Source organism: Desulfoluna sp. HI9BLuna (assembly GCF_056829775.1).
The window spans coordinates 5166370-5190131 of record NZ_CP186555.1; the positions used below are offsets into that span (position 1 = coordinate 5166370).

General features: G+C 58.5%; 16 protein-coding genes. 10 read left to right on the plus strand and 6 right to left on the minus strand.

The window, feature by feature from the left end:
• Positions 1-455: 455 nt before the first annotated feature.
• From ahbD to ACOYW0_RS21120, 4 genes are all read right to left on the minus strand, one after another.
• On the minus strand, positions 456-1580 hold the full coding sequence (gene ahbD, locus ACOYW0_RS21105; protein ID WP_482415740.1) for a heme b synthase: 1125 nt from the start codon (positions 1578-1580) through the stop codon (positions 456-458).
• Positions 1581-1783: 203 nt separating this feature from the next.
• Positions 1784-2761: a porphobilinogen synthase gene (hemB, locus tag ACOYW0_RS21110; protein ID WP_482415741.1), complete on the minus strand. Its 978-nt coding sequence runs from the start codon at positions 2759-2761 to the stop codon at positions 1784-1786.
• A gap of 149 nt (positions 2762-2910) precedes the next feature.
• The gene (gene ahbC, locus ACOYW0_RS21115) at positions 2911-4098 is read right to left on the minus strand and encodes a 12,18-didecarboxysiroheme deacetylase (protein WP_482415742.1); all 1188 of its coding nucleotides are present in this window, start codon (positions 4096-4098) and stop codon (positions 2911-2913) included.
• A gap of 115 nt (positions 4099-4213) precedes the next feature.
• Complete coding sequence (locus tag ACOYW0_RS21120; protein WP_482415743.1) at positions 4214-6001, minus strand: AAA family ATPase; 1788 nt, start codon at positions 5999-6001, stop codon at positions 4214-4216.
• A 751-nt stretch (positions 6002-6752) separates the two neighbouring features.
• Here ACOYW0_RS21120 and ACOYW0_RS21125 point away from each other — a divergent pair.
• From ACOYW0_RS21125 to ACOYW0_RS21160, 8 genes are all read left to right on the plus strand, one after another.
• On the plus strand, positions 6753-8309 hold the full coding sequence (locus ACOYW0_RS21125; RefSeq protein WP_482418852.1) for a response regulator: 1557 nt from the start codon (positions 6753-6755) through the stop codon (positions 8307-8309).
• Positions 8287-8802 carry a hypothetical protein gene (locus ACOYW0_RS21130; RefSeq protein ID WP_482415744.1) on the plus strand — a complete coding sequence of 172 codons (516 nt, stop codon included), beginning with the start codon at positions 8287-8289 and terminating at the stop codon, positions 8800-8802. Before ACOYW0_RS21125 ends, ACOYW0_RS21130 begins: the two co-directional genes overlap by 23 nt.
• A 151-nt stretch (positions 8803-8953) precedes the next feature.
• Entirely contained in the window at positions 8954-9388 is a 435-nt protein-coding gene (locus tag ACOYW0_RS21135; protein ID WP_482415745.1) for a type 2 periplasmic-binding domain-containing protein, read from the plus strand.
• Positions 9389-9441: 53 nt separating this feature from the next.
• Positions 9442-10746 (plus strand): hypothetical protein, encoded by a 1305-nt coding sequence (locus ACOYW0_RS21140; protein ID WP_482415746.1) that lies wholly within the window; start codon positions 9442-9444, stop codon positions 10744-10746.
• 322 nt (positions 10747-11068) lie between these two features.
• Positions 11069-12256: a hypothetical protein gene (locus ACOYW0_RS21145; RefSeq protein ID WP_482415747.1), complete on the plus strand. Its 1188-nt coding sequence runs from the start codon at positions 11069-11071 to the stop codon at positions 12254-12256.
• A gap of 14 nt (positions 12257-12270) precedes the next feature.
• Positions 12271-14583 (plus strand): SUMF1/EgtB/PvdO family nonheme iron enzyme, encoded by a 2313-nt coding sequence (locus tag ACOYW0_RS21150; protein WP_482415748.1) that lies wholly within the window; start codon positions 12271-12273, stop codon positions 14581-14583.
• Positions 14584-14857: 274 nt separating this feature from the next.
• Entirely contained in the window at positions 14858-16321 is a 1464-nt protein-coding gene (locus ACOYW0_RS21155; RefSeq protein ID WP_482415749.1) for a 30S ribosomal protein S1, read from the plus strand.
• Positions 16322-16428: 107 nt separating this feature from the next.
• Positions 16429-16959, plus strand: coding sequence for a nitroreductase family protein (locus ACOYW0_RS21160; RefSeq protein WP_482415750.1), 531 nt, complete (start codon positions 16429-16431; stop codon positions 16957-16959).
• Between the two features lie 1171 nt (positions 16960-18130).
• Here ACOYW0_RS21160 and elbB read toward each other — a convergent pair.
• The gene (gene elbB / locus ACOYW0_RS21165) at positions 18131-18790 is read right to left on the minus strand and encodes an isoprenoid biosynthesis glyoxalase ElbB (protein ID WP_482415751.1); all 660 of its coding nucleotides are present in this window, start codon (positions 18788-18790) and stop codon (positions 18131-18133) included.
• Positions 18791-18939: 149 nt separating this feature from the next.
• Positions 18940-19389 carry an NUDIX domain-containing protein gene (locus tag ACOYW0_RS21170; protein ID WP_482415752.1) on the minus strand — a complete coding sequence of 150 codons (450 nt, stop codon included), beginning with the start codon at positions 19387-19389 and terminating at the stop codon, positions 18940-18942.
• Positions 19390-19590: 201 nt separating this feature from the next.
• On the opposite strand from ACOYW0_RS21170, the gene rsmG reads away from it, so the two are divergent.
• Both rsmG and ileS read left to right on the plus strand, forming a co-directional pair.
• The gene (rsmG, locus tag ACOYW0_RS21175; protein ID WP_482415753.1) at positions 19591-20280 is read left to right on the plus strand and encodes a 16S rRNA (guanine(527)-N(7))-methyltransferase RsmG; all 690 of its coding nucleotides are present in this window, start codon (positions 19591-19593) and stop codon (positions 20278-20280) included.
• 549 nt (positions 20281-20829) lie between these two features.
• On the plus strand, positions 20830-23628 hold the full coding sequence (gene ileS / locus ACOYW0_RS21180) for an isoleucine--tRNA ligase (protein ID WP_482415754.1): 2799 nt from the start codon (positions 20830-20832) through the stop codon (positions 23626-23628).
• The last annotated feature ends 134 nt before the right edge of the window (positions 23629-23762 follow it).

A 23762-nucleotide genomic window follows, 5' to 3' on the forward strand; every position in this document is an offset into this window, starting at 1 on the left:
AGAGTGTTCAAACTTTTTGGAAGGGAGCCTACAGAGGGTAAGAATATCTGTCAAGAAGAAATTCGTGCCATTTGTAAAAAATTACGGCAAGGCTAACTTTTTATGTAAAAAGCTTCACAGGTTGGTGCCATCACGTCTTGAACGGTTGACTCCTTTCGAGATGCCTCTTGCTTGTAGGGTGTACTCTGTGCACCATGTTCGGATACCAAGGGCGTTGGCGTTGCCGAGGGTATGGGGGATTGGGCGGTGGTTTTTTGTGCACGGAGTGCACTCTACGGTCCGTCGTATTTCGAGGTGCTCGGATTATTCAGCCGGGGTCGTGGTTCAGCTCTTTCGAGAGACCACCGTGGGGTGTTTCATAAACAAAAAACCCCGCACGCTAAGCGTGCAGGGTTTATTATTTTGGGGATGTACCTGGCGGCACATGAAACCGGAAAGGACCTTTGCGTGGGGCGCTATTTCTCCATGCGCGGCGGCTTGTAGCTGCAGAGGGGCTCTTCGGTGAGGTAGCTGCCCGTGGCCTCGAAGGCCCTGGCCCGGCACCCGCCGCAGACCCGCTTGTATTCGCAGGGGCCGCATTTGCCTTCCAGGAGGTCGTAGTCCCGGAGCTCTTTGAAGACCTTGGAGTTATTCCAGATCTCGGCAAAGGATTGCTCCTTGACGTTGCCGCAGTCTGTATGGAGGAACCCGCAGGGCTGCACCGTACCTGTGTGGGAGACAAAGCAGAACCCGATACCACCCAGGCAGCCGCGTGTCACTGCATCCAGGCCGTGGGTCTCGAAGGTGACCTTTTCTCCGTCCTCTTTGGCCCGCTGGCGAAGGATCCGGTAGTAGTGAGGGGCGCAGGTGGCCTTGAGCTGGAGGGAGGTCTTGTTCCGCTGGTCGTAGAACCAGTTGAGGGTCTCCTCGTATTCCTTGGCGTTGATCTCGCTGTCGGCGATGTATTTTCCCCTGCCAGTGGGCACCAGAAGGAAGATGTGGTGGGCCACGGCCCCGATCTCCTCGGCCTTGGCCAGGATGTCCGGGATCTGGGAGAGGTTGTCCTTGGTGATGGTGGTGTTGATCTGGAACTCCAGGCCCGCTGCCTTGGCGTATTCCACTGCCTGCATGACGCTGTCGTAGGCGCCGTCCACGCCGCGGAACCCGTCGTGGAACTCCTTGGTGGCGCCGTCCAGGCTCAGGCTGATGCGCACAATGCCCGACTCCACCATCTTTTTTGCGTTCTCAGCGGTGACCAGGGTGCCGTTGGGGGCCATGGTCATGCGCATGCCGAGCTTGTTGCCGTAAGCGGCGATTTCAAAGATATCCTCGCGCATGAGGGGCTCGCCGCCGGTCAGGATGATGATGGGCTTGCTCACCTCGGCAATCTGGTCCAGGAGTCTGAAGGCGGCTTCGGTATCCAGCTCCCCGGGGTAGGGGCCGTTTTCGGCTGCGGCGCGACAGTGCACGCAGGTGAGGTTGCAGCGCCGGGTCGTCTCCCAGGCCACCAGCCTCAACTCCGCCTCTTTTTTTCCGTGCCCGCCGCCGTGACCGTGGGGGGCTCCGTGCTTCATATGCTCATGCATCTTGGTCGTGTCCATGTTGTATCGTGCCTCCGGCGGGTCGCTTTTTGAAAAAAGCTCCGCAAAAACATTCCGGTTGCAACACCGAAGTAAGCAAGTCTGATGCGCGCAGTGTAACGGCATAGGTAAACAGCCGGCATCGCGCGTGCTTAAGTCCTGTTTGTCAAACTTTTCAAAAGTTTGGCCCCCGGCAGGGCCGCCGGAGGCGCTTTTTCAGGCCTCTATTTCCCGCCAAGCTCCCGGGCAGCTTCCAGGGCGTGGTAGGTGAGGATGATGTCCGCTCCTGCCCGTTTAATGGAGGTCAGGGTTTCCATCATCACCTTGGTGCCGTCGATCCAGCCGAGCTGGTCCGCGGCCTTGATCATGGCGTATTCGCCGCTGACGTTGTAGGCGGCCATGGGCAGGTCCACCTCGTCCCGGACCTTGGAGATGACGTCCAGGTAGGAGAGGGCCGGTTTTACCATGATGATGTCCGCGCCTTCCTGCACGTCCATGGTGGCCTCCCGGATGCCTTCCAGAACGTTGGCCGGGTCCATCTGGTAGGTGCGCCGGTCACCGAAGGTGGGGGCGGAGTGGGCGGCGGCCCGGAAGGGACCGTAGTAGGCGGAACAGTACTTCACGGCGTAGCTCATGATGGGAATCTCGCCCATGTCTTCCTGGTCCAGGGCGTCCCGGATTTCACCCACGCGGCCGTCCATCATGTCCGAGGGGGCCACCATGTCGGCACCGGCCTTGGCATGGGAGACGGCGATACGGGCAAGGAGATCGAGGCTCATGTCGTTGTCGATCTTTCCCTTTTCCACCACGCCGCAGTGGCCGTGGTCCGTGTACTGGCAGAGGCAGACATCGGTGATGACGGTGAGCTCGGGGACCTTGTTCTTCACCTCGCGCACCGCCTTCTGGACAATGCCGTTTTTGGCGTAGGCTGAGGTTCCCAGGGGGTCTTTCTTGTCGGGGATGCCGAAGATCATCACTGCGGGGATCCCAAGGTCACAGGCCTCTTTGGCCACCTTGACGAGGTTGTCCACGGAGAACTGGTAATGTCCGGGCATGGAGTCGATGGGGTTTTTCACGCCTTTTCCGCCGATGGCGAAGAGGGGCAGGATCAGGTCGTCGACGGAGAGGGAGGTTTCGCGGATCATGCGGCGCAGGCTGGATGACGCTCTCAGGCGTCGTCCTCGGTATTGGGGGAACAGCATCGGGTACTCCTTACGGCGAAGGCGAGGGCCGGTACTCCGGCTCTCAAGGTGACGGCGGCTCACCGGAAGTGGCCGCCGTTTGCTTGCCGTCGCCTTCGGCATGGGGCTTGCGGGTCAGAGACGGCAGCCTCTGCCCGGGCCCGGTATGGTTATTCGGTCAAGCCGATCTCTTCATCGGTTAAGTAGCATTCGGGATCCGGGGCCCAGACATCGCCGGTGGCGGCTTCGGCGCGGACGCGGAAGTTGCCGGCACAGATATCGAGCCACTTACACTTGGCGCACCTGCCGGTGACGTGCTTTTTCTTCTCCTTGAGTTTCAGGAGAAGGTCGTCCTCGGGGTTGGTCCAGATTTCGGAGAAGGGGCGCTGGCGCACGTTGCCGAAGCTGTGGTGACGCCAGAACTGGTCGGCGTAAACAGAGCCGTCCCAGCTGACGCAGCCGATGCCGTGGCCGGAGCTGTTGCCTTCGTTCATCTGGAGGAGTTCAAGCACTTCCTTGGCGCGCTCGGGGTCCTCTTCCAGCATGCGCAGGTAGATGTGGGGACCGTCGGCGTGGTTGTCCACGGTGAGGACTTCCTTGGGCTTGCCAGCATCGTGGAGGCGCTTGGCTTCGGTGGCGATGAGGTCCACGGCCTTTCGGGTCTCTTCGTGGGAGAGCACCTCGTCGCCGATCTTGACACCACGTCCGGCGTACACCAGGTGGTAGAAGCAGATACGGGGGATGTCCATCTCTTCGAGGAGCTTGAAAACCTCGGGGATGTCCCGGACGTTCATGCGGTTCATGGTGAAGCGCAGGCCCACCTTGATGCCCGCCTCCTGGCAGTTTCGTATGCCCTCAAGGCTGGCCTGGAAGGCGCCCTTTTCTCCGCGGAAGTGATCATGGGTCTCTTCCATGCCGTCCATGCTGATGCCCACGTAGGAGAGGCCGATGCGCTTGAGGTTCTGGGCCACCTCTTTGGTGATGAGGGTGCCGTTGGTGGAGATGACGGCGCGCATCCCCTTGGAAACGGCGTACTCGGCAAGCTCCGGCATGTCCTTTCGCATGAGGGGCTCACCGCCGGAGAAAAGGATCACCGGGGCACCGAAGGCCGCCAGGTCGTCGATGAGGGCCTTGCCCTCTTCGGTGGTCATTTCGTTGTCTTCGCCGGTCGCCTTGGCCTTGGCGTAACAGTGGATGCATTTGAGGTTGCATGCCCGGGTGCAGTTCCAGACCACCACAGGCTTTTTGTCTTTGGAAAACTGAAGCAGGTGGGAAGGAAGGCTCCCGGAATGGCGTCCGTAGCGCAGGGCGTCTGAGGGTTCCACGGTTCCGCAGTAGAGTTTGGATATTCCGATCATCTACGTATACTCTCCGGTTGTGACAGCAAAGGCCCTCAAAACGGGGCCTTTGTTGGTATCTCGTTTGAATGGTGTCGAATCCCAGGGCGAAACGAGGGCTGCCGACAGGGACTCGTTATGTCTTAGTGTTGTCGGGAAGGCGGATGGCGTCGGTTTTTCCCACGAGCTCCTCTTTGATGAGGTCGTCCAGGAAGGTTTCCGGCGACAACAGGGCCTCCCGTGTGATGAAGAAGTGAGTCTTGCCGGTTTTTTCCCGGATCAGGGAGAGGCCGAGCTCAAAATCTCCACTGATTTTAGCAAACAACTCGTCGAAGGTGGCTCCGGATGTCAGGATCTGGTCCATGAGGAAATCCACCGCCTCTTCATCAAACAGGACATGCATACCAAATTTCGAGAAAAAATTCACCTCAAGTTTTTTAACCTCTTCATAATGTGAATGAATTTTCTCAATGGCGCGTCCCGTGGAGATTCCGCTTGCGATACAGAGCGTTGACGCCAGGTCTGTTCGCCAGGGCGTCATGGGCAGCAGGTGGCCCACGGTGAGTTGATCCCAGTGGTTGGTGATGTACCCGGACAGGGATTCTGTTTCCAGTGCCTCCAGATGCCGGAAGCGTGCACTCCACTCGTCGGCCATGGCAGGGTCCGACAGGGATCGCAGGGTCTCCTCGGGCTCCAATGCGGCTTCGACCGTGGCGGGGAACTCTTTCAGGCCCGTGGAGGGCAGGCGGGTCTCAAAGGGGAGGAGCACATCCTCCACAGCGCTCACGAGGCCTCGGGCCCCGGTGTTTTCAAGGTGGGCACGCCGCGCGATCTCCCGGAGGATCTCATCGTCGAACCGGATGCTGATGCCGTAGGAGGAAAAATCGAGTTTTTTGCTCAGGATCACCGGGTTGTTGGGATTTTTGAGGATCTCAAAGAGATCGTCCTCGGAGAGGGACTCCAGGGTGGTGCGTACGGGCAGGCGCCCCACAAACTCGGACTCGAAGCCGAACTCCACCAGGTCTTCGGTGCGAAGCTCGCGGAAGATGGCGTCGGTGTCCGCGTTGTCGTGGAGGGTGGCGCCGAACCCGATGCTTTTTTTCCGGTTGCGCTTTTCGATGATCTCGGACAGGCCGTTGAAGGCGCCGCTCATGATAAAGAGGATGTTGCCGGTGTTGATCACCTGCTTTTCCAGGTTGCCGGTCTTCTGGTAGCGCTCCATCTCCTTGAGCATGGAGACGGGGTCATGGGGGACCTTGAGCTCCACGTCGGTCTCTTCCATGGGCTTGAGGAGAGCCCTCTGGACACCGGTGCGGGAGATGTCGGCTCCGACGAGGTTGGGGGAGGAGGCGATTTTGTCCACTTCGTCGATATAGACGATGCCGCATTCGGCCCGCTCAATATCATCGTCGGCTTCACGCACGAGGTCCCGGATCAGGTCCTCGACGTTACCGCCCACGTAGCCCGCCTCGGTGAACTTAGTGGCGTCCCCCTTGACAAAGGGGACCCCGATCTTGTCGGCGATGAGCTTGATCATGTAGGTCTTGCCCACGCCGGTGGGGCCGATCATCAGGACGTTGTTTTTGATGCCCCCCACAATTCCGGAGGTCTTTCGCCCCTCGTCCCCTAAATGGCGGATTCGATTGAAATGGGTACAGATTTTTGTTGCCAGAACGGCTTTGGCCCTCTCCTGACGGATGATGAACTGGTCCAGATAGGCCACCAGGTCTTCAGGCTTCATGTCGAAGTCGAGTTGAAAACCCTTCTTCTCCGCTCTGACGCTCTTGCCTTCGGTTTTGTCCCGCTCGGGTTTCGAGAAGGGAGAGACGATCTTTACGTTTCCGCCAAACTTTTGATTGAGGAAATTACCGATCTCCTTTTCGAGTTCCTTGGGGTCGGGTATGTTTTCATTATAATGGCTCATGGTCACACCAATATAAACACGGGCTGGTGAATTGCAAGGGGGCGGGGCGGCCCTGGCGCCCCTGGTTCTGTTTCTCAAGAAGGCGATCTGCTGTAAAAACAGGCTTGAAGGGGAGCCCTTCACTCTTTGACGGGGGTAGCCCGGATATTTGCCGGGTCGCGTGCCCCTCATCTTTAAGGCGTCAGGGCTGCAGGAGGTGTGACCTGCCTCAAAATCCTGATAACGCAAAAAAGGTGGGGGCCGTTTGGGATGTCTGGCTTTATCTCGACAATTACCAGGAATGACCCGTGTCTTGTGTTGCCGGCGGCGCTTTTTTATGGACTGTTCGGGTAAGGGCCGCATGGGGTGGTAAAAGAGGCGGGCAGGGGTGGTGCTGCCGGGACAGGTGTGTTAGAAACCCTCGTTGAACGTGTCGTGATAATCAAATGATCCGGCGGTGACACGGCTGAGCCGAATCCCATGCAGAGCAGGGGAGAGAGCCGCCGTCGCAAGATGCAATATGCACGGGGAAAGGCAGCTCCTTTTTTCCCGGAACCCACCGTTTTGGCATAAAGATAAACTGCTCGCGTGCCGATATGAGTAGACATATGTATGTGTGCACTGCGTGATAACCTCTTCCAGAAAAAGAGAAAAGGGGGTGGCATTGAACCGGGACTCTGACCGAACGGTTCTTGTAGTACATGGCGATGAACAGAGCCTGGCCCGTGCCCGGCGGCTCCTCGAATCAGAAGGCATCCATGTTGAAGAACAGGTGCCTGAAAGGGGTTCGTCCGATGATCGTGTACGATATGAAGAGTTGTTCAAGACAAGCCGCGACGGCATTTTGTTTACGGACTTGAACGGGCGCATCGAAGATGCCAACCCTGCGTTTCTCGACATGGTCGGATACCCCCTTGAGGAGGTATGCGATCGCTTCGAGCAACAGATAACACCGGAAAAGTGGCGACTGCTGGAGTCACGCATCGTGGCACCGGCTCTCCTTGCCAAGGGCGAATCCGGGGAGTACGAAAAGGAGTACATTAAAAAAGGGGGGAGCCGGGTGCCTACCCAGGTTCGGAGCTGGCTGTTGCGCAACAGCCAGGGGGAACCCTTCCGAAAGCTGACCCTGGTCAGGGACACCTCGGCCCGTAAGTCCATGGAAGAGCAGCTCAGGCAGGCCCAGAAAATGGAAGCTCTGGGGACCCTTGCCGGGGGCATCGCCCACGACTTCAACAACGTGCTGGCCGCCATCCTGGGGTACATTGAGCTTGCCCGTTTCGATGTGGACGAGTCCAACCCGGCGCGAAAGAGCATCGACCAGATCTACAAAGCCTCCCAGCGCGCCAGAAACCTGGTGGGCCATATTCTCTCCTTCAGCAGGCAGACCGTCCATGAGAAGAAGCCTGTCTTTATGCAGCAGATTATCGGGGAATCCTTAGAGCTCCTCAGGGCAAGCCTTCCCAGCACCATCGAGATCAAGCAGTCCATGACCTCCAAGGTCTACCCCATTGACGCAGACTCCACCCAGATTCACCAGATCCTCATGAACCTGTGCACCAACGCGGCCCACGCCATGGCCGACGGAGGGACCCTGTCGATTCTGTTGGACGTGGTCACCTTAAATGAGGTGGACGTGCATGAGTTCATCGAACTGGAGCCCGGTGCGTACATGAAGCTCTCCGTGGGGGATACGGGATGCGGTATGAATCTTGAGGTGAAAAAACGCATCTTCGATCCCTATTTTACCACCAAAGGTAAGGGGCAGGGGACCGGCATGGGACTCTCGGTTGTCCACGGCATCCTCAAGGTCCACGGCGGGGCGATTCGCGTGGAGAGCGAGGAGGGAGAGGGCAGTGTATTCCACCTCTACTTTCCGGTCTCCGAAGGACGTGCCGGTGAAGAACCCAAGGTTGCGGCGGGGCTTGCCCGCGGCCAGGAGAACATCCTTTTTGTGGACGACGAGCCGGACCTGGCCGAGATGGTCGGGGCCATGCTGGAGCGTCTGGGCTACACGGTAACGGCCGTTACGGACAGCCGGGAGGCCCTCGACCTTTTTTCCGAATCCCCTGAAGCCTTTGACCTGGTGGTGACGGACCTGACCATGCCCAAGATGACGGGGGTCGCCCTGGCACGCAAGGTCAAAGCCCTGCGACCGGAGGTGCCGGTGATTATCTGCACCGGGTACAGCGACAGCTTTTCGGCAGGGGAAGTGTCGGACGCGGGGATCGATTTTCTACTCATGAAGCCCCTTGAAATCAGGGAGCTTTCCGCATCCATCCGCAATGCCCTTACAGGCAGGGGGACAGATGAAACCTTGTCATCTCATTAACGGATTGGTTTGTGCCCTGGGCCTGTTGCTGGCCTCGCGAAGCGCGGTTGCGGAGAGCTTTGACTTCCGCAGCGTTCGCTGGGGCATGAACCGGTTCGAGGTGATGGCCTCTGAAAAAATCGCCCCGAAACGCATGGGGCGGCACGAACTGCTTTACAGCGTCTCCCTGTTCAGGCGGCCCGCGTACCTGGTGTATCGGCTGGCCGGGGATCGCCTCGTGGGCGTTCGCTATGTTCTTCCTGTTAAGATATCGGATTCCCTTGATAAGCTCGAAGGACTTGTCTCCCTGAAATACGGCGTGGCCCGCCGGGAGACAGGGAAAGAGGGGGCCCAGAGGGTCTGGGCCGTAACGGATCGGACCGTCCGCCTCTTTATTCCCAAAAAAGGGCAGGCCGTTATCGATATTGTCTCCAGAGGGGCTTCCGCCGCCTCATCCGCAGAGCTGGCAAGCCTTCGAAGCGCTGCGCGTGATGCGGTTGTGAGTAGTCTGTAACACGAACGGTATTGACACCTTGGGAGGAAATTAGTAGTGCACAAAGGATAACAATGTTAATTCCATACGGTTGGTATTCTGTATGTGCACAATTTGTTTGGTAGTGCTGAGTGATGATTTTCACCACGAAAGGAAGGAAGGAGTGCAAGGAATGATGAGAATGGTTCTAAGGGGCATGTTGGTTGCTTCGATTCTCTGCCTGGTCGCGGGCAGTGTATCTGCAGAGCAGTTGAGAGTCATCGGCAATCGAAGCGTTCCCGTCGCTTCTCTTGAACAGCGGGAAATTCGGGATATCTACCTCGGGAAGAAGAAGGTATGGGAAAACGGCATGCGTGTTCAGTTTGTTATCCTTGGGAAAGGTGACACCCAGGACGCGTTTTTGAACAAATACCTCAAGAAAAATCACAGCACTTTTACGCGGTATTGGAAAAAGAAGGTGTTTACCGGAGGAGGCCAGGCACCCAAGAGTTTTGATAAAGAGCGGGACCTCGTGGAGTATGTTGAGAAGACAAAAGGGGCCATCGGCTTTGTCACTTCCGGTGCTGCCACGGACCAGGTGAAGATCTTGAGCGAAATGACCATCTAAACGTGTTTACGATTATATTTCACATACCTTTATCGATGCGGAGGCTAACAACAATGATGAAAAGAACGGCCATTTTGTTTACCGTGATTTTGGTGTTTCTATCGGCGCAGTCTGCCGGTGCCCTGGAGCTGGGCTCTGAGGGGCAGGTGAGTATTCACGGTTTCATTACCCAGGGGTACCTTCTCTCCTCGGACAACAAATTCTTCGGGGATACCGATAATGGCGGCACCTATCATTTCAACGAGCGCGGCATCAACTTCACCTCGGACGTCAGCGACCGGCTGCGTCTGGGTATCCAGTTCTTCTCCCGAGATTTCGGGTTTCTGGGGGATAACGAGGTAACCATCGATTGGGCCTATGCCGATTACTCCTTCACTGAGTGGGCCAACTTCAGGGCCGGTAAGCTCAAGATGACCCATGGTCTTTACAACACCAGCCGGGACGTGGACATGCTGCGTACCTCGGTGCTGCTTCCCCAGAGTGTGTACAACGAGGGGTGGCGAGACTCCATCAACGCCCTCAACGGCTTTGAGTACTACGGGTATGCCCCGGCCGGCAAGGTGGGCAGCTTTGAGTATCACATCATGGGCGGTGTCAACGAATTTGACGACGACGGTCCTGAGATCAGGCTCTTGGAGGACCAGTTTCCCATATACATGGGCGTGGACGTCTCCAACAACCAGGTGGACCGCACCTACGTGGGCAGCGTCCTCTGGGAGACTCCCCTGGAAGGGCTCTCCTTTGGCGTGAGCGGTTGGGAGATGAACTTCAATGCAGATATTACAAGTAATACAGCCATAACCGGTCGTGGTGAATCGAATATTGAAGTGACCCAAACCGGTTGGACCACCTCCCTGCAGTACGCTGTAGGGGACTTTGTCTTCTCCACCGAGTACAACCGTATCAACTATGAGTTCGAGGACCCCATCTATGTCCCCGACGGCAAGGACTTTGACAGCGAAGGCTATTACGGCATGATCACCTACCGGTTCACCGACTGGTTTGAGGTGGGCACCTATTACTCTGAGTACTATGCCAATCGGGATGACAAGGATGGTGAAAAAGCCGTTGAACAGTGGGTAAGCGCAACTCCCCAGGGTACAATGGGTGGTTATCCCCCCGGCCAGGAGCACCGCGCCTACCTCAAGGATCTGGCGCTTTCTCTTCGCTTTGACATCACCGAGAACTGGATCTTCAAGCTTGAGGGCCACAAGATGCGCGGGGGCGCCATCATGCTGAACTCCGACGGCAACACGGACTTTTACCCGTCACCCGGTTTTCCTGGCGGCCAGATCGAAGGCCCCAGCTACAAAAAAGACTGGGAGCTCTACACGGCGAAAGTCTCTTTCAGCTTCTGATGCCTTTGGGCCTCACGACGCTCTGATCGATATGCCGGCATCGGCCATGGTTATGGCGATGCCGGCATGATCGCTCTGTGGGACGCCCGGCTCCCGGTTATTTCGGGAAGGGCCTTCCGCGATGAACAACCCTGCCTCACAACACACACAACGGCCGCTTCTCTTTTGCGATGTTCTCCTTTTCGGCCGCCTTCATGGATACGATTCGTGACAAATGAAAGGACTCGGAAAAAAACAGAGATGCATACAGGCGGTGCACACCGGGCCGCATCTCCTCTGTCTTTTTTCGACGTAACTGCCAATGACCTTTTCGGGGGGTGTAATGACCAGACGAAGATTTCAATGGATCGCATGTGTTCTTGCCGTGTTTTTCATGATGCCGTGGCCTGCGGCGGCCAAGAAAATTGAGGATGTGGAGACGGCCTCGCGATTTGCCCAGGCTTTTGGCGGCAAGGCGCAGCCCGAACTCATGACCAACGCCCTCCGCAGCGTGGGCAAAACCCAGCGCCATCGCTACAAGCGGGATGTGACCCTGGAAAAGCCCCTGGACGTCAGGGTTCTGGGGGACCGCTACATGTCGGCAGCTTTTTCCGCCCGTGTGAAAAAAGCAGGCAGCGCCCGGGCCAAGGCCGAACCGGCCATCTATGTTCTTTTGTTCCAGAAGAAAGCCGACGGGGGGCTGGACCACCAGATGCAGCATCTTTTGATCCTGGCCGAGCCCGGGGTGATTGCCTCTTACGAGTCCATGGCCGATGCCGAACTTGCGACCCGTTTTCGTAAAATCGGGGCGGATGTGACGGTGGTGGCGGCAGCTCCGGTTCCCAAGCCCGATACCCCTGAGCCCGTGGCCGTCCTGTCCGGAGACAGCATCTGCCGGGGAAAGGTGGGGGAGTCGTTCATCGACGACTCCATTACCCGGGACAGTGAGCTGATGCAGCTCCTTGCCGGGTACGCCAGGAAGGAGGACATCCCCAAGGCGGTCCCTGTGGTGAAGGCCGGTGCCGGGTCCCCGGAGCTCCAGCTGCGGGTGGCGGAGCTGGAGGCCAGGGTAAGGGCCCTTGAAGGCCTCCTTGCCAACATCACCCGCAAAGGCGGCAACATTTATTTTAACGGGGTTAACCTTTACGTGACCAACGGCACGGGCAAGGCCGACAAGGTCAACGGAAAGGGGAACGTGGTGATCGGCTACGGGGCCACCGGCTCCGGGTCCCATAACCTGGTGGTGGGGGCAGCCAACCGCTTCGAGGGCTTCGGCAGCGTGGTTTCCGGTCGCGGCAACGCCGTAAGCGGCAACTGCAGTGCTGTTCTCGGGGGGGAGGGAAACAAGGCCAGCGGTGATTTTTCCATTGTTGCCGGTGGCAAAGGAAACAAAGCCCGGGGAACGTATGCCTCCATTCTGGGGGGGACGAAAAACACAGCCAAGGGTGAATACACCAGCATCAACGGCCAGCGAGGACGGACCAAAGGTGGGACAAATCCTCATTTCACAAGTGAAAAGACCAGCGAGTAAGGTGGAGAGAGACCATGGCGAGAGCAATCAGATCCGTTATTGTAATTTTTTTGACGGCAGTGTGGGCGGCAACTGCCCTGGCGGACGTGAAAACCTTTGATGAGCTGGAGCGGCGGCAGGGGGCGGTGGGGAGTTACAGAGCCCTGGTGATCGGTATCGACACCTACGCTGATTCGGTCATTGAGGGTTCGCCTGCCGCGGTGACCGGGGCTCGCCATGTGGCTGAAGCCCTTAAGGGCCGGGCAGGCTTCGACGTGAAGCTGCTGATCAATGAAGAGGCCGGTCGGGCCTCGGTGATGCGCGAGTTTCGCGGGCTGGCCCGGGGCATGGGGATCAACGACAGCGTGTTGATCTATTTCTCCGGCTCCTCCCATACGGACAAGGCTTCACGAAAGGCGTGGTGGCTACCAAGCGATGCCCGGTCCGACGATGCCGCCACCTGGATCGCGGACCATGAGATCCAGGACGCGGTGAACACCATGAAGGCCCGCGATGTCCTGATCCTGTCGGACGCGGCCCTGGGGGACACCATGTTCGGGGCTACCCACCGGCTGGCATCCCGCCGGGACGGCGAGTACTACGTGGGCCTCTTTAACAAGCGCAGCCGCTGGGCCATGATATCAGGCAACACCCTGCCCGTGGCCGATGAAGGGGGGATCAGCATCTTTGCACGCGGCGTGGCCACGGCCCTTTCGTCCAAAGGGCCGTGCCTGACCACCATGGAGATGTTCAGCGGCATGAAAAAAGAGCTGCGCGCCTCCGGGGTCCTGCCACCCCGTTGCCGGTCCATTCGCAACACCGGCGACCAGGGCGGAGAATTTGTCTTTTTGCTTGCCGCACCGGCGGCCCCTGCCCCTGTGGTGGTGAAGGCACCGCGTGTCGTCAAGCCCAAACCGGCGCCTGTGGCCGTGGTCAAGCTGGTTCCTCCCAAGCCGAAGCGCACCCCCCCGGAAGGGCGGCTCAAGGTGTCGGCCAACATCAACGGGGCCGAGCTTTATATCGACGGGAAAAAGCAGGGCACGACTCCGGTGGGTGATATTACCCTGAAGCCCGGAACCCATGAGGTGAGCCTGAGCAAAGAGGGCTACCTGGCCTGGAACGGCACCGTGGACATTCAGCGGGGCAAGGAGCGCAGTCTGATCGCCACCCTGACCAAGGAACCCCCAAAAAAGGGGCGGCTCTTTATTAAGGTGAGGCCCAAGGGCGCCTCGGTCCAGGTAGATGGAGCCTCTTTCAAGAGTGGTGCCGCCATCAGCGCCGGAACCCACACCGTCAAGGTGAGCGCGCCCCTGTTCAAGACCGGCAAGGCCAAGGCCGTGGTTTCATCAGGCAAGGACGCCTGGGTGGAGGTGTTTCTGACGCCCCGTGACGAGTTCAAAGGGGAGTGGGGGCGCTTTGTTTACATTGAGCCGGGCTCCTTTACCATGGGGAGTCCAGACACCGAGGCAAGGCGCAAGGCAGACGAGAGCGCCCACGCCGTAACCCTTACCCACGGTTTTTTTATGCAGGACAAGGAAGTCACCCTGGCCCAGTGGCAGGCCTTTGTGGATGACTCCGGGTACAAAAGCGAGGCCGAGACGGCCGGCGGTGCCTTTGTTCTGGAAGACTACATCTGGACCCAGAGCCGGGAGTATTCCTGGAAGAATCCCGGGTTCCCCCAGGGGGACGATCACCCGGTAACAGGGCTCACCTGTGCCGATATCGAGGCGTACCTGAAGTGGATCAACGGCCGATCCAGAAACGCCTACCGGCTGCCCACCGAGGCGGAGTGGGAGTACGCCGCCCGTGCCGGCGGGACGTCTGCGTTTTCATCCGGAGAGTGTCTGGGGTCGGCAGATGCCAATGTGGACGCCAACGCCAGCTGGGGGGGATGCCCGGCCGGGGCCGCCTCCAGCGGCACCATGCCCGTGGGAAGCTTTGAGCCCAACGCCTGGGGCCTTTACGACATGCACGGCAACGTGGCGGAATGGTGCGGGGACTGGTACGGTCGCTACCCGCGAAAGGCTGTGAAAAATCCGAAAGGGCCCTTCCGGCACGAACCGCGTGGTGCGAGGTGGCGGTTGGGCGACCTATGCCTACAACGCCCGGTGTGCCAAGCGGGAAGCCTCGGATCCGTCCCACGGCTGCAGCGAAGTGGGCATGCGCCTTGTGGTGGAGGTCCCGAAATAACCCTGGAGGGTCGGGGGTGTTCCGGGGCGAGTGATCCGGGTGTTTGCTTTGCCGACCCGGCCGCGCTGGTGCCCCGGCAAGGAATCCCTGCTGAGGATAGGCTTGAATACCACGGGGTTTCTGCATTCGGACCGAGTGAAAAAGGGTGGCGTATTTGATGAATACAGTTTATAGATGAGCTGTTGACGGCATTTCGGCCGTGGCATGCCCCTTTTCGCCCGGAAAACACGGGCGGGGCCATGCAAGGAGCGGGGATTTTCTCAGCCCATGCCGAAATGGTGTCGTGTGCTGCGTCTTTTTGGCTCGTATCCCCTGGGTTAACAGGGGAGAGCCCTTCAACAGCAACGGAGTGAGGCGCCGGCACAACGCAGGTAATCAACAGTCAGATACCGGGTGAACCAGATCCCCCCGCCAGGGGGCATGTCGGAGAGTATGATGAACGACAAGGGTGATATGGGCGTTCCTGAAGAGGAGAGCTTTGAGGCGTTGCTGGATGCGTATGGCGACGGATTGGGTGAGGAGCTGAAAAGCGGTGACAAGGTGGACGCAAAGGTGATCTCCATCGGAGAGAGCAGCGTTTACGTAGACACCGGAACAAAAAGCGATGGCGTTGTGGACCGCATGGAACTCACCGACGAAGACGGTGAACTGACCGTCGGGGTCGGTGACATGGTGACCCTTTATGTGGTCAGCGCCAACGAAAGTGAGGTGGTCCTCTCCAAGCAGATGTCCGGGGCCGGAACCATGGAGATGCTCTTTGATGCTTTTGCGGCAAAGACACCGGTGGAAGGGAAGGTCAACGAACAGATCAAAGGCGGTTTTTCCGTCTCCCTCATGGGCAAGCGGGCCTTCTGTCCCGTAAGCCAGATCGATACCTCCTTTGTTGAAAGCGGCGAGGAGTTCGTGGGCAAGAGCTTTCCCTTTCTCGTGACCCGCATCGAAGGGGAGGGCAAAAACATCGTCATCTCCAGGCGCAAGCTTCTGGAGGCAGAACTCGAAGAGGTTCGTGCCGCATTCCTCAAAGGCCTTTCCGAGGGCGATACCGTGGAAGCCAAGGTGATCAAACTGATGCCCTACGGTGCTTTCATGGAACTCCATGCCGGGGTGGAGGGCATGGCCCACATCTCCGAGCTCTCCTGGAGCCGTGTGCAGTCCTGTGAAGAGGCGGTGACCGTGGGAGACACTCTCCCCGTCAAGGTCCTGAAGATCGATGCTGTGGAGGGCAAAAACGCTCCCCGTATCGCCCTGTCTGTGAAGCAGGCGTCCCAGGATCCCTGGGAACTGGCCGGAGAGACCATCCGCGTGGGTGAGCAGTTCAGCGGCAAGGTCGTGCGCCTTGCGCCTTTTGGAGCCTTTGTGGAAGTGGCCCCCGGCACCGAAGGCTTGGTCCACGTCAGCGAGATGAGCTACACCAAACGAATTTTAAAGCCCGAGGACGCCGTGTCCCAGGGGGAGACTGTTCAGGTGGTGGTCAAGGCCATCGACCTGGAGAAAAAACGCCTCTCCCTTTCCATGCGCGACGCTCACGGAGATCCCTGGCAGGGCGCGGCCCTGAAATACCCCGTGGGATCCAAGGTCCAGGGCACCGTGGAGAAGAAAGAGAGCTACGGCATCTTCGTCAAACTGGAGCCCGGGGTCACCGGCCTGCTGCCCAAGTCCAAGCTGGCTGAAGCCGCGGACGCCGCAGCCCTGAGCGCCGCCAAGCCCGGTGCCGAGGTCACCCTCCTCGTGGAGGCCGTGGACGAAGAGAAGCGCCGCATTACCCTGGTTTCCACCGAAGCCGCCGACGGAGCATCCAACTGGAAAGGCTATGTGGAAAAGCCCAAGGCCAAATCCGACGCGGCCATGGGTACCATGGGCGAGCTTCTCATGGCGGCCATGAAGAAAAAGAAGTAGCGCAAGCATAAAGGCAAACACGACTGTTTTTTTACCGAATTTTCGTACATCCGGGCGATGGAAGGGCGAGCCCCTTCCATCGCCTGTTTTTGTCTGGAGGAGGGATTGTGAAAGCATCGTTTATGGAGATTATTCGCGAGCGGCGAAGCGTGAGGGCCTTTGAGGCCCGTCCCGTGGAAAAAAAGACCCAGGAACTCATCATGGAAGCTGCCCTGAGGAGCCCCTCGTCACGGAGCCTCAACCCCTGGCAGTTTGTGGTGGTGCAGGATGAAAAAAAACGGGAGGCCCTCGCCGGGGTCAAGCCCCACGGCGGCGGGTTCCTTGCCAAGGCCCCCCTGGCCATCGCCATTGTGGCAGACCCGGAACGCTGCGACGTGTGGGTGGAAGATACCGCCATCGCCGCCACTTACATCCAGCTTGTCGCAGAATCCCTGGGCCTGAAAAGCTGCTGGTGCCAGATTCGCCTGAGGGAGGACGGCAAAGGCGGCATGGCCGCTGACCGCGTCCGGGAGATCCTCTCCATCCCGGACGGCCTTGAAGTGGCCTCCATCATCGGTATCGGCTACCCCGCCGAAGAGAAGCCAGGTCACCTGCACAGCGAACTGGACTACGGCAAGGTTCACCACGAGGAATTTTAATAAAAAAGCATGCCTCCGGCGGCAAGGGGCTGAGCCCCTTGACCCCAGGTTCGGGAATGTTCTTTCGCCTTCGTTCCTCAGGCTCATCCCATTCCCTGACGGGCTGCGCCCGTGTTGTGGTTTTCATTCTTCGGGGGGCTTCTTGAAAATTGGAGCGCCGCACTCCGGTGCGGCTCTTTGGGAGGGTGTCGCCGCTCATGCCGCACGGAGTGCGGCGCTCCAAGGCTGCGGTGGTTCGGAGGAACGGTAGGTGCTTGTGGCTGGGAGCCCGGTGGCTTCCTTCAATTTGTACCTATCGCGTATGGTTTGCCCTCTGCCATGGCATACTACAGTGACTATGGAGAGCCGCACTCCAGTGCGGCTTTTTGGGAGGGTGTCGCCGTTCATGCCGCACGGAGTGCGGCGCTCCAAGGCTGCGGTGGTTTGGAGGGGCGTTAGGTTATTATGAGTGGATGTCCGGTGGCTTACTTCTCTCTGTACATATGGCAGATGGTTTGCCCTCAGCCATTGCATGCTCCAGTGATTATGGAGCGCCGCACTCCGGTGCGGCTCTTTGGGAGGGTGTCGTCGTTCATGCCGCACGGAGTGCGGCGCTCCAAGGCGACGGGGTCTCTGAGGAGCTGTAAGAACTTGTTGCTGGGTGTTAGGTGGTTTCCTTCAATCTGCACCCATCGCGTATGGTTTGCCCTCAGCCATTGCATGCTTCAGTGACTATGGAGCGCCGCACTCCAGTGCGGCTTTTTGGGAGGGTGTCGCTGCTCATGCCGCACGGAGTGCGGCGCTCCAAGGCTACGGGGGCTCGGAAGGGCTGTAGGGACTTGTTGCTGGGAGACCGGTGGGTTCCTTACTCTGAACCCATCACGTATGGTTTGCCCCCCTGCCATACTCCAGTGACTATGGAGCGCCGCACTTCGGTGCGGCTTTTTCGGAGGGGGTCGCCGTTCATGCCGCACGAAGTGCGGCGCTTCAAGGTAACGATTGTTTGGGTTGTTATTGGGATAGATGGATGGCCCGTCGTATGGCCATTTCATGCACGGGCGCAGCCCGTCAGCACATGTGATCGACCTGAGGAACGAAGGTCGGGAGCATGTGCACCCTGGGGTGCAGGGGATTTATCCCCTGCCCGCCGGAGGCATGCTTTCAACCTTTAGCCTATAACCTCTATCCTCTCTCACCCTTTTGTCATGGAGATGACCTGGTTGACGAGTTTTTCGATGCCCGGGGCGATATCGGCAATGCCCGGTCCGCACATGTAGGCGGGGGTGGTGACGAGTTTGTTGGCTTCGTCAATGCAGATACCGTCCACGGGTTGGGCTTCGTGGGATGCGCCGAAGGCTTTCAGGTTCTCAATGGTGGCGGCGTCGTCCCCGATGGTAACCGTGGGGCTGTGTGCGTCCAGGGCCTTGGCAAGGACAACCGGGGCGATGCAGATGGCTCCGATGGGTTTTCCTGCGGTGTAAAAGGCGCGGATGAGCATGGTCACGTCGTGGCGTACCTCAAGGTCGGCTCCCTTTTCCCCGTAGTTGCTGAGGTTTTTGATGGGGCCTGCGCCTCCGGGGATGATGAGGGCGTCGAGGTTCTCGACGTTGACATCGGTGATGGGGCGGATTTTTCCCCGTGCGATGCGGCCGGCCTCGGCAAGGACTTGCCTTTTTTCCCCGGTGGTTTCGCCCTTGGGGTGGTTGACGGTTTCGGTCTGGGTCATCTCAGGAGCCATGCAGACGGCCGTGGCCCCGGCCTTGTCGATGAACAGGAGGGAGAGGACGGATTCGTGGATTTCGGAGCCGTCCATGTTGCCGCAACCTGAAAGAAGAACACCTATTTTTTTCATCACTACCTCCAGTGGCTGTTCAAGGATTGAGAAGGCCTGCGCCCTCTCCGGGGACAACCTGGTTGAAATGCGTGGTCTACATGGGTATGGTATCGCTTCCGGTGGCCGTGTTTCCGCGGGGCAGCCGGAGAGTAAGGCCGTGAAAACTCTTACGATGACGCATCGGCTTCAACATCAAAAAGCGTTGTGTCGGGTGCCCCGTTTTTGTGGCTGAAATAGTCCGCCAGGATGCGTCCATGGTCAAAGACAATGGGCTCTGGCAGGTTGTCTATGGCAAAGACCCGGGCTTCGGCCGCGTCGTCGCCCCCCACCGGGGTGCTTGTGGCCGTGGCAAGGAAGACCACGGAGACGGTGTGGTGACGCGGGTCCCGTGCGGGGTCCGAGTAAGTATGGAACTGGCGTACAAGGGTGACGTCAAGGCCTGTCTCTTCCAGTGCTTCGCGCTTTGCGGCGTGCTCCACGGATTCGCCGTAGTCCACGAACCCCCCGGGCAAGGCCCAGCCGTGGGGCGGATTTTTCCGCCTGATCAGTACGATGCCCTCCGGTGTCTCAATGATGGCGTCCACGGTGAGAAATGGGTTTCTGGGGTGCTCTTTCATGGTGTGTCGCTGCCTCGCGGGGTGGGGTTTTCGTTTGATTTCGGATGATTGATGGCATGGAAGCTTTCCTGCGTCCTTGCCATACGTCCATATAAGAACAGGCACCGTTCCCTGTCAACCGTAAATCAATGGCTGGCGGCACGTATGAACCGGGCCTGAATATGAACAGATTATTTTTGATAGACAATAAGAGAGAAGGACATGGCTGGAATAGACGACAGATGGACGGCTCAGGTCGTGAAGGGGGCAGGGCGCCTGGGCGTGGAAATCGGCTCGGAAGCGGCGGGCCTTTTGGCGGCCTATGCCGCAGAGCTTTTGGCCTGGAACCGGAAGTGCAACCTCACGGCCATCACCGATCCCATGGAGGTGGCGGAAAAGCACATGGTGGACGCCCTTGCCGTGATGCCATACATCCCCAAGGGCTCCCGGCTTCTGGATATCGGTTCCGGGGGCGGCTTCCCGGGGATTCCGGCCCGCATTGCGGACCCCACCCTCTCCGTGACCCTGGTGGACGCGGTTCGAAAAAAGGTGAGTTTCTTAAAGCACGCGGCGCGGACCTTGAAGCTCAGCGGCGTGGAGGCCATCCATGCACGTGCTGAAGAGCTCAGCGAGGAAGAGGGCCGGGGGCAGGGCTATGATGTGGTGACCTCCCGGGCCTTTTCAGCCATGGATGTCTTTGTGCCCATGGCCCTTCCTTTCTTAAAACCCGGAGGGCGCATTGTTGCCATGAAGGGCAAAGGCTTTGAAGAGGACCTTGAAAGCCTCAAGGCCTGCGAAGCCGACTTTGCTGCCCGGGGGATTTCCCTTGCCACGGAGATGATCCGCTACGAGCTTCCTTTTTGCGGGGCACAGCGGGCTCTGTTCGTGATTACTATGAGCGACCTTCTTTAGACGCATTTAGATTTTGCCTCCGGCGGCCCTGCGGGAGGGCAATCTTTTGAAAAGTTTGCCAAACAGGTTTGTTTTTTTTGCGTCGCAATCGTCCATAGTCCCTCTCATTTTTTTGTTTTTCAAGGCGCCTCTCTTCAGTCCCGCAGGGGCTGAAGAGAGGCGCCTTGATTACCGGAACGTTTTGGCGGAGCTTTTTTCAAAAAGCGACCCGCCGGAGGCAACTGATTTGTTAAATGCGTTGGCCCTTTAAATGGGGTAATCCCATTGACATTGGGCGGTACTATGCCATAAAGTTGGTGGTTATTTTGATGTGACAGCTCCGAAACGTGGGTTTCGGGGCCTTGTTTGCTGCATATTTCCATGCAGGAAGCCCTGAAGGCCCCTTAGGAAAAAGGGCGGTACCAAAGGAAGGGACGTACGGTGTCCTTCATCCTTTTTCGTGCCGTTTTGTTTTTTTATCAGGGCCGGGCGATGCATGGTGCGTTTCATTTCATGAAGACCAAAGTATATCTTGGTGCGACTAAGAAGTTCCACACGCTGGAGGAGATAATGGATTACAAGAAAACGCTGAACCTGCCACAGACGCGGTTCGCCATGAAGGCCAACCTGCCGACCAAAGAGCCTCAGCAGCTCAAGGCGTGGGAGGAGAGCGGACTCTATGCAAAAATCAGGGAAGAGTCCAAGGGTCGTGAACAGTTTATTCTGCATGACGGCCCTCCGTATGCCAACGGTAACCTTCATATCGGACACGCCCTGAACAAAATCCTCAAGGATATTATTATCCGCTCCAAGCAGATGGATGGTTTTGACGTGCCCTACGTGCCCGGCTGGGATTGCCACGGCCTTCCCATCGAGCACAACGTGGACAAGAAACTGGGCTCCAAGAAAAAAGAGATGTCCAAGGCGGACATCCGCCGGAAGTGCCGCGAGTATGCGGGTAACTTCGTGAACATCCAGCGCGAGGAGTTCAAGCGTTTCGGTGTCATGGGTGAGTGGGAAGACCCCTACCTGACCATGAACTACCCCTTTGAGGCGCGCATCGCCAAGGAGTGCGGTGAATTTGCCGCCAACGGCGACATGTTCATCGGCAAAAAGCCTATCTATTGGTGCTGCAGCTGCCAGACCGCCCTTGCCGAAGCCGAGATCGAGTACGCGGATCATACCTCGCCGTCCATCTTCGTAAAGTTTCCCCTCAAGGGTGATGCAGCGGAGATCGATGCTTCCCTTGCGGGCAAAAAGGTCTCTTTTGTTATCTGGACCACTACTCCCTGGACGATCCCTGCAAACCTTGCGGTGTGCCTGAACGGTGAGTTCACCTACGCCTTTGTGGAAACCGACGGCGAGGTGATGGTGGTGGCCAAGGATCTTCTTGAAGGGCTCATGACTTCCTTCGGTAAAGAGTCTTACTCCGTCCTTTACGAGACCGACGGTGTTTCCCTTGAAAACAAGGTGTGCCGCCACCCCTTCATCGACAGGGATTCCGTGATCATTCTGGGAGACCACGTCACCCTGGAAGCAGGTACCGGCTGCGTGCACACCGCCCCCGGCCATGGTGCAGACGACTACATCACCGGCCTTAAATACGGCCTGGAGCCCTACTCACCCGTGGGCAACAACGGGTGCTATACCGAAGAAGTGGGAGAAGAGTTCGAAGGGAAATTCATCTTCAAGGCCAACGCCGAGCTCATCGAAAAGATGGATGCCTGCGGCGCCCTGGTGAAGCACAACGAGATGAGCCACTCCTATCCCCACTGCTGGCGCTGCAAAAAGCCGGTGATCTTCCGAGCAACGCCCCAGTGGTTCCTCTCCATGGACAACACCGGCCTGCGTGAAAAGGCCCTGGCCGAGATCGACAAGGTGGAATGGATTCCTTCCTGGGGCCGTGAGCGCATCCACGGGATGATCGCAAACCGCCCGGACTGGTGCCTCTCCCGTCAGCGATCCTGGGGTGTTCCCATCCCCGTGTTCTACTGCGAGAAGTGCGGCGAGGTCCATGCCGATCAGGCGTCCGTGGATAAGATCTACGATCTCTTCAAAGAGCACGGCGCAGACATCTGGTTCGAAAAAGAGGCGGCGGACCTGCTTCCCGAAGGCACCGTGTGCACCAAGTGCGGCCACGGCACCTTCACCAAGGACACCAACATCCTGGATGTCTGGTTTGACTCCGGAGTGACGCACTCTGCTGTCCTGAACGACCGTGACGGGCTCAGGCGCCCTGCGGATCTCTACCTTGAGGGTTCCGACCAGCACCGCGGGTGGTTCCACAGCTCCCTGCTCACCAGCGTGGGCAAAACCGGCAAAGCGCCTTACAAGGCGGTTCTTACCCACGGGTTCGTTGTGGACGCCAAGGGACACAAGATGTCCAAGTCCGTGGGCAACGTGGTGGCCCCCAAAGAGGTGATCAACAAGTACGGCGCGGAAGTGCTGCGTTTGTGGGTGGCATCCACGGATTACCGTGACGATGTGCGCATCTCCGACAACATTTTGAAGCAGCTCAGCGACGCTTACCGCAAGATCAGGAATTCCTGCCGTTACATGCTCGGGAACCTGAACGGGTTCAATCCGGACACCGACCGGGTGGCCTACGAGGACCTCCGGGACATCGACCGGTTCACCCTGGCCCGCCTGGCGGCCCTCATCGAGCGGGTGAACAAGGCTTACGAGACCTATGAGTTCCACACCATCTACCACAGCCTCAACAACTTCTGCACGGTGGACCTCTCCAGCTTCTACTTTGACATCGTTCGCGATGCCCTTTACGTGGAAGGCACGGATTCTGTTGTGAGAAGAGGTATTCAGACGGTGCTCTTCGATCTCGTGGACGCCATTGTCCGCATGATGGCTCCCATCCTCTGCTTCACCGCCGAGGAGATCTGGGGGCACGTGCCCGATTTCGAAGGCAAGAAAGAGAGCGTGCACCTCATGGCAGGTGCCGAGCCCAAGGCCGACTGGAAGAACGAGGCCATCATCGAGCGCTGGGAGCACCTGGTGACCCTGCGCGACGAGATGAACAAGGCCCTTGAAAAGGCCCGAAGCGAAAAGCTCATCGGCCAGAACCTCGACGCGGCCGTCACCGTGACGGCCAAAGGCGAGACCCTGGCGTTCCTTGAAAGCTTTGCTTCAGAGCTTAAGCAGGTGCTTATCGTCTCCGACTTCACCCTGGCAGAGGGCGACGCCCCGGAAGGCGCCTTTGTGAGTGAGGAAGTGGAAGGCCTCGCCGTTCAGGTTGCCTCCGCTGCGGGCGACAAATGCGAGCGATGCTGGACCTGGAGCCCCTCCGTGGGCGAAGACGGCGAACGGCCCACCCTGTGCAGCCGCTGCCGCGGGATCCTTGACCGCACCGCATAAAGCGTATAAAAGCTGAATAGAAAGGGCCGGTGGCATGCAAGCGTGCCCCGGCCCTTTTTTTAGGTTTGCACATGTGTGGTATTATGCAGGGCTGAGAGAAAAAGCAAAAAGCAATGCCTCCGGCGGGCAGGGGA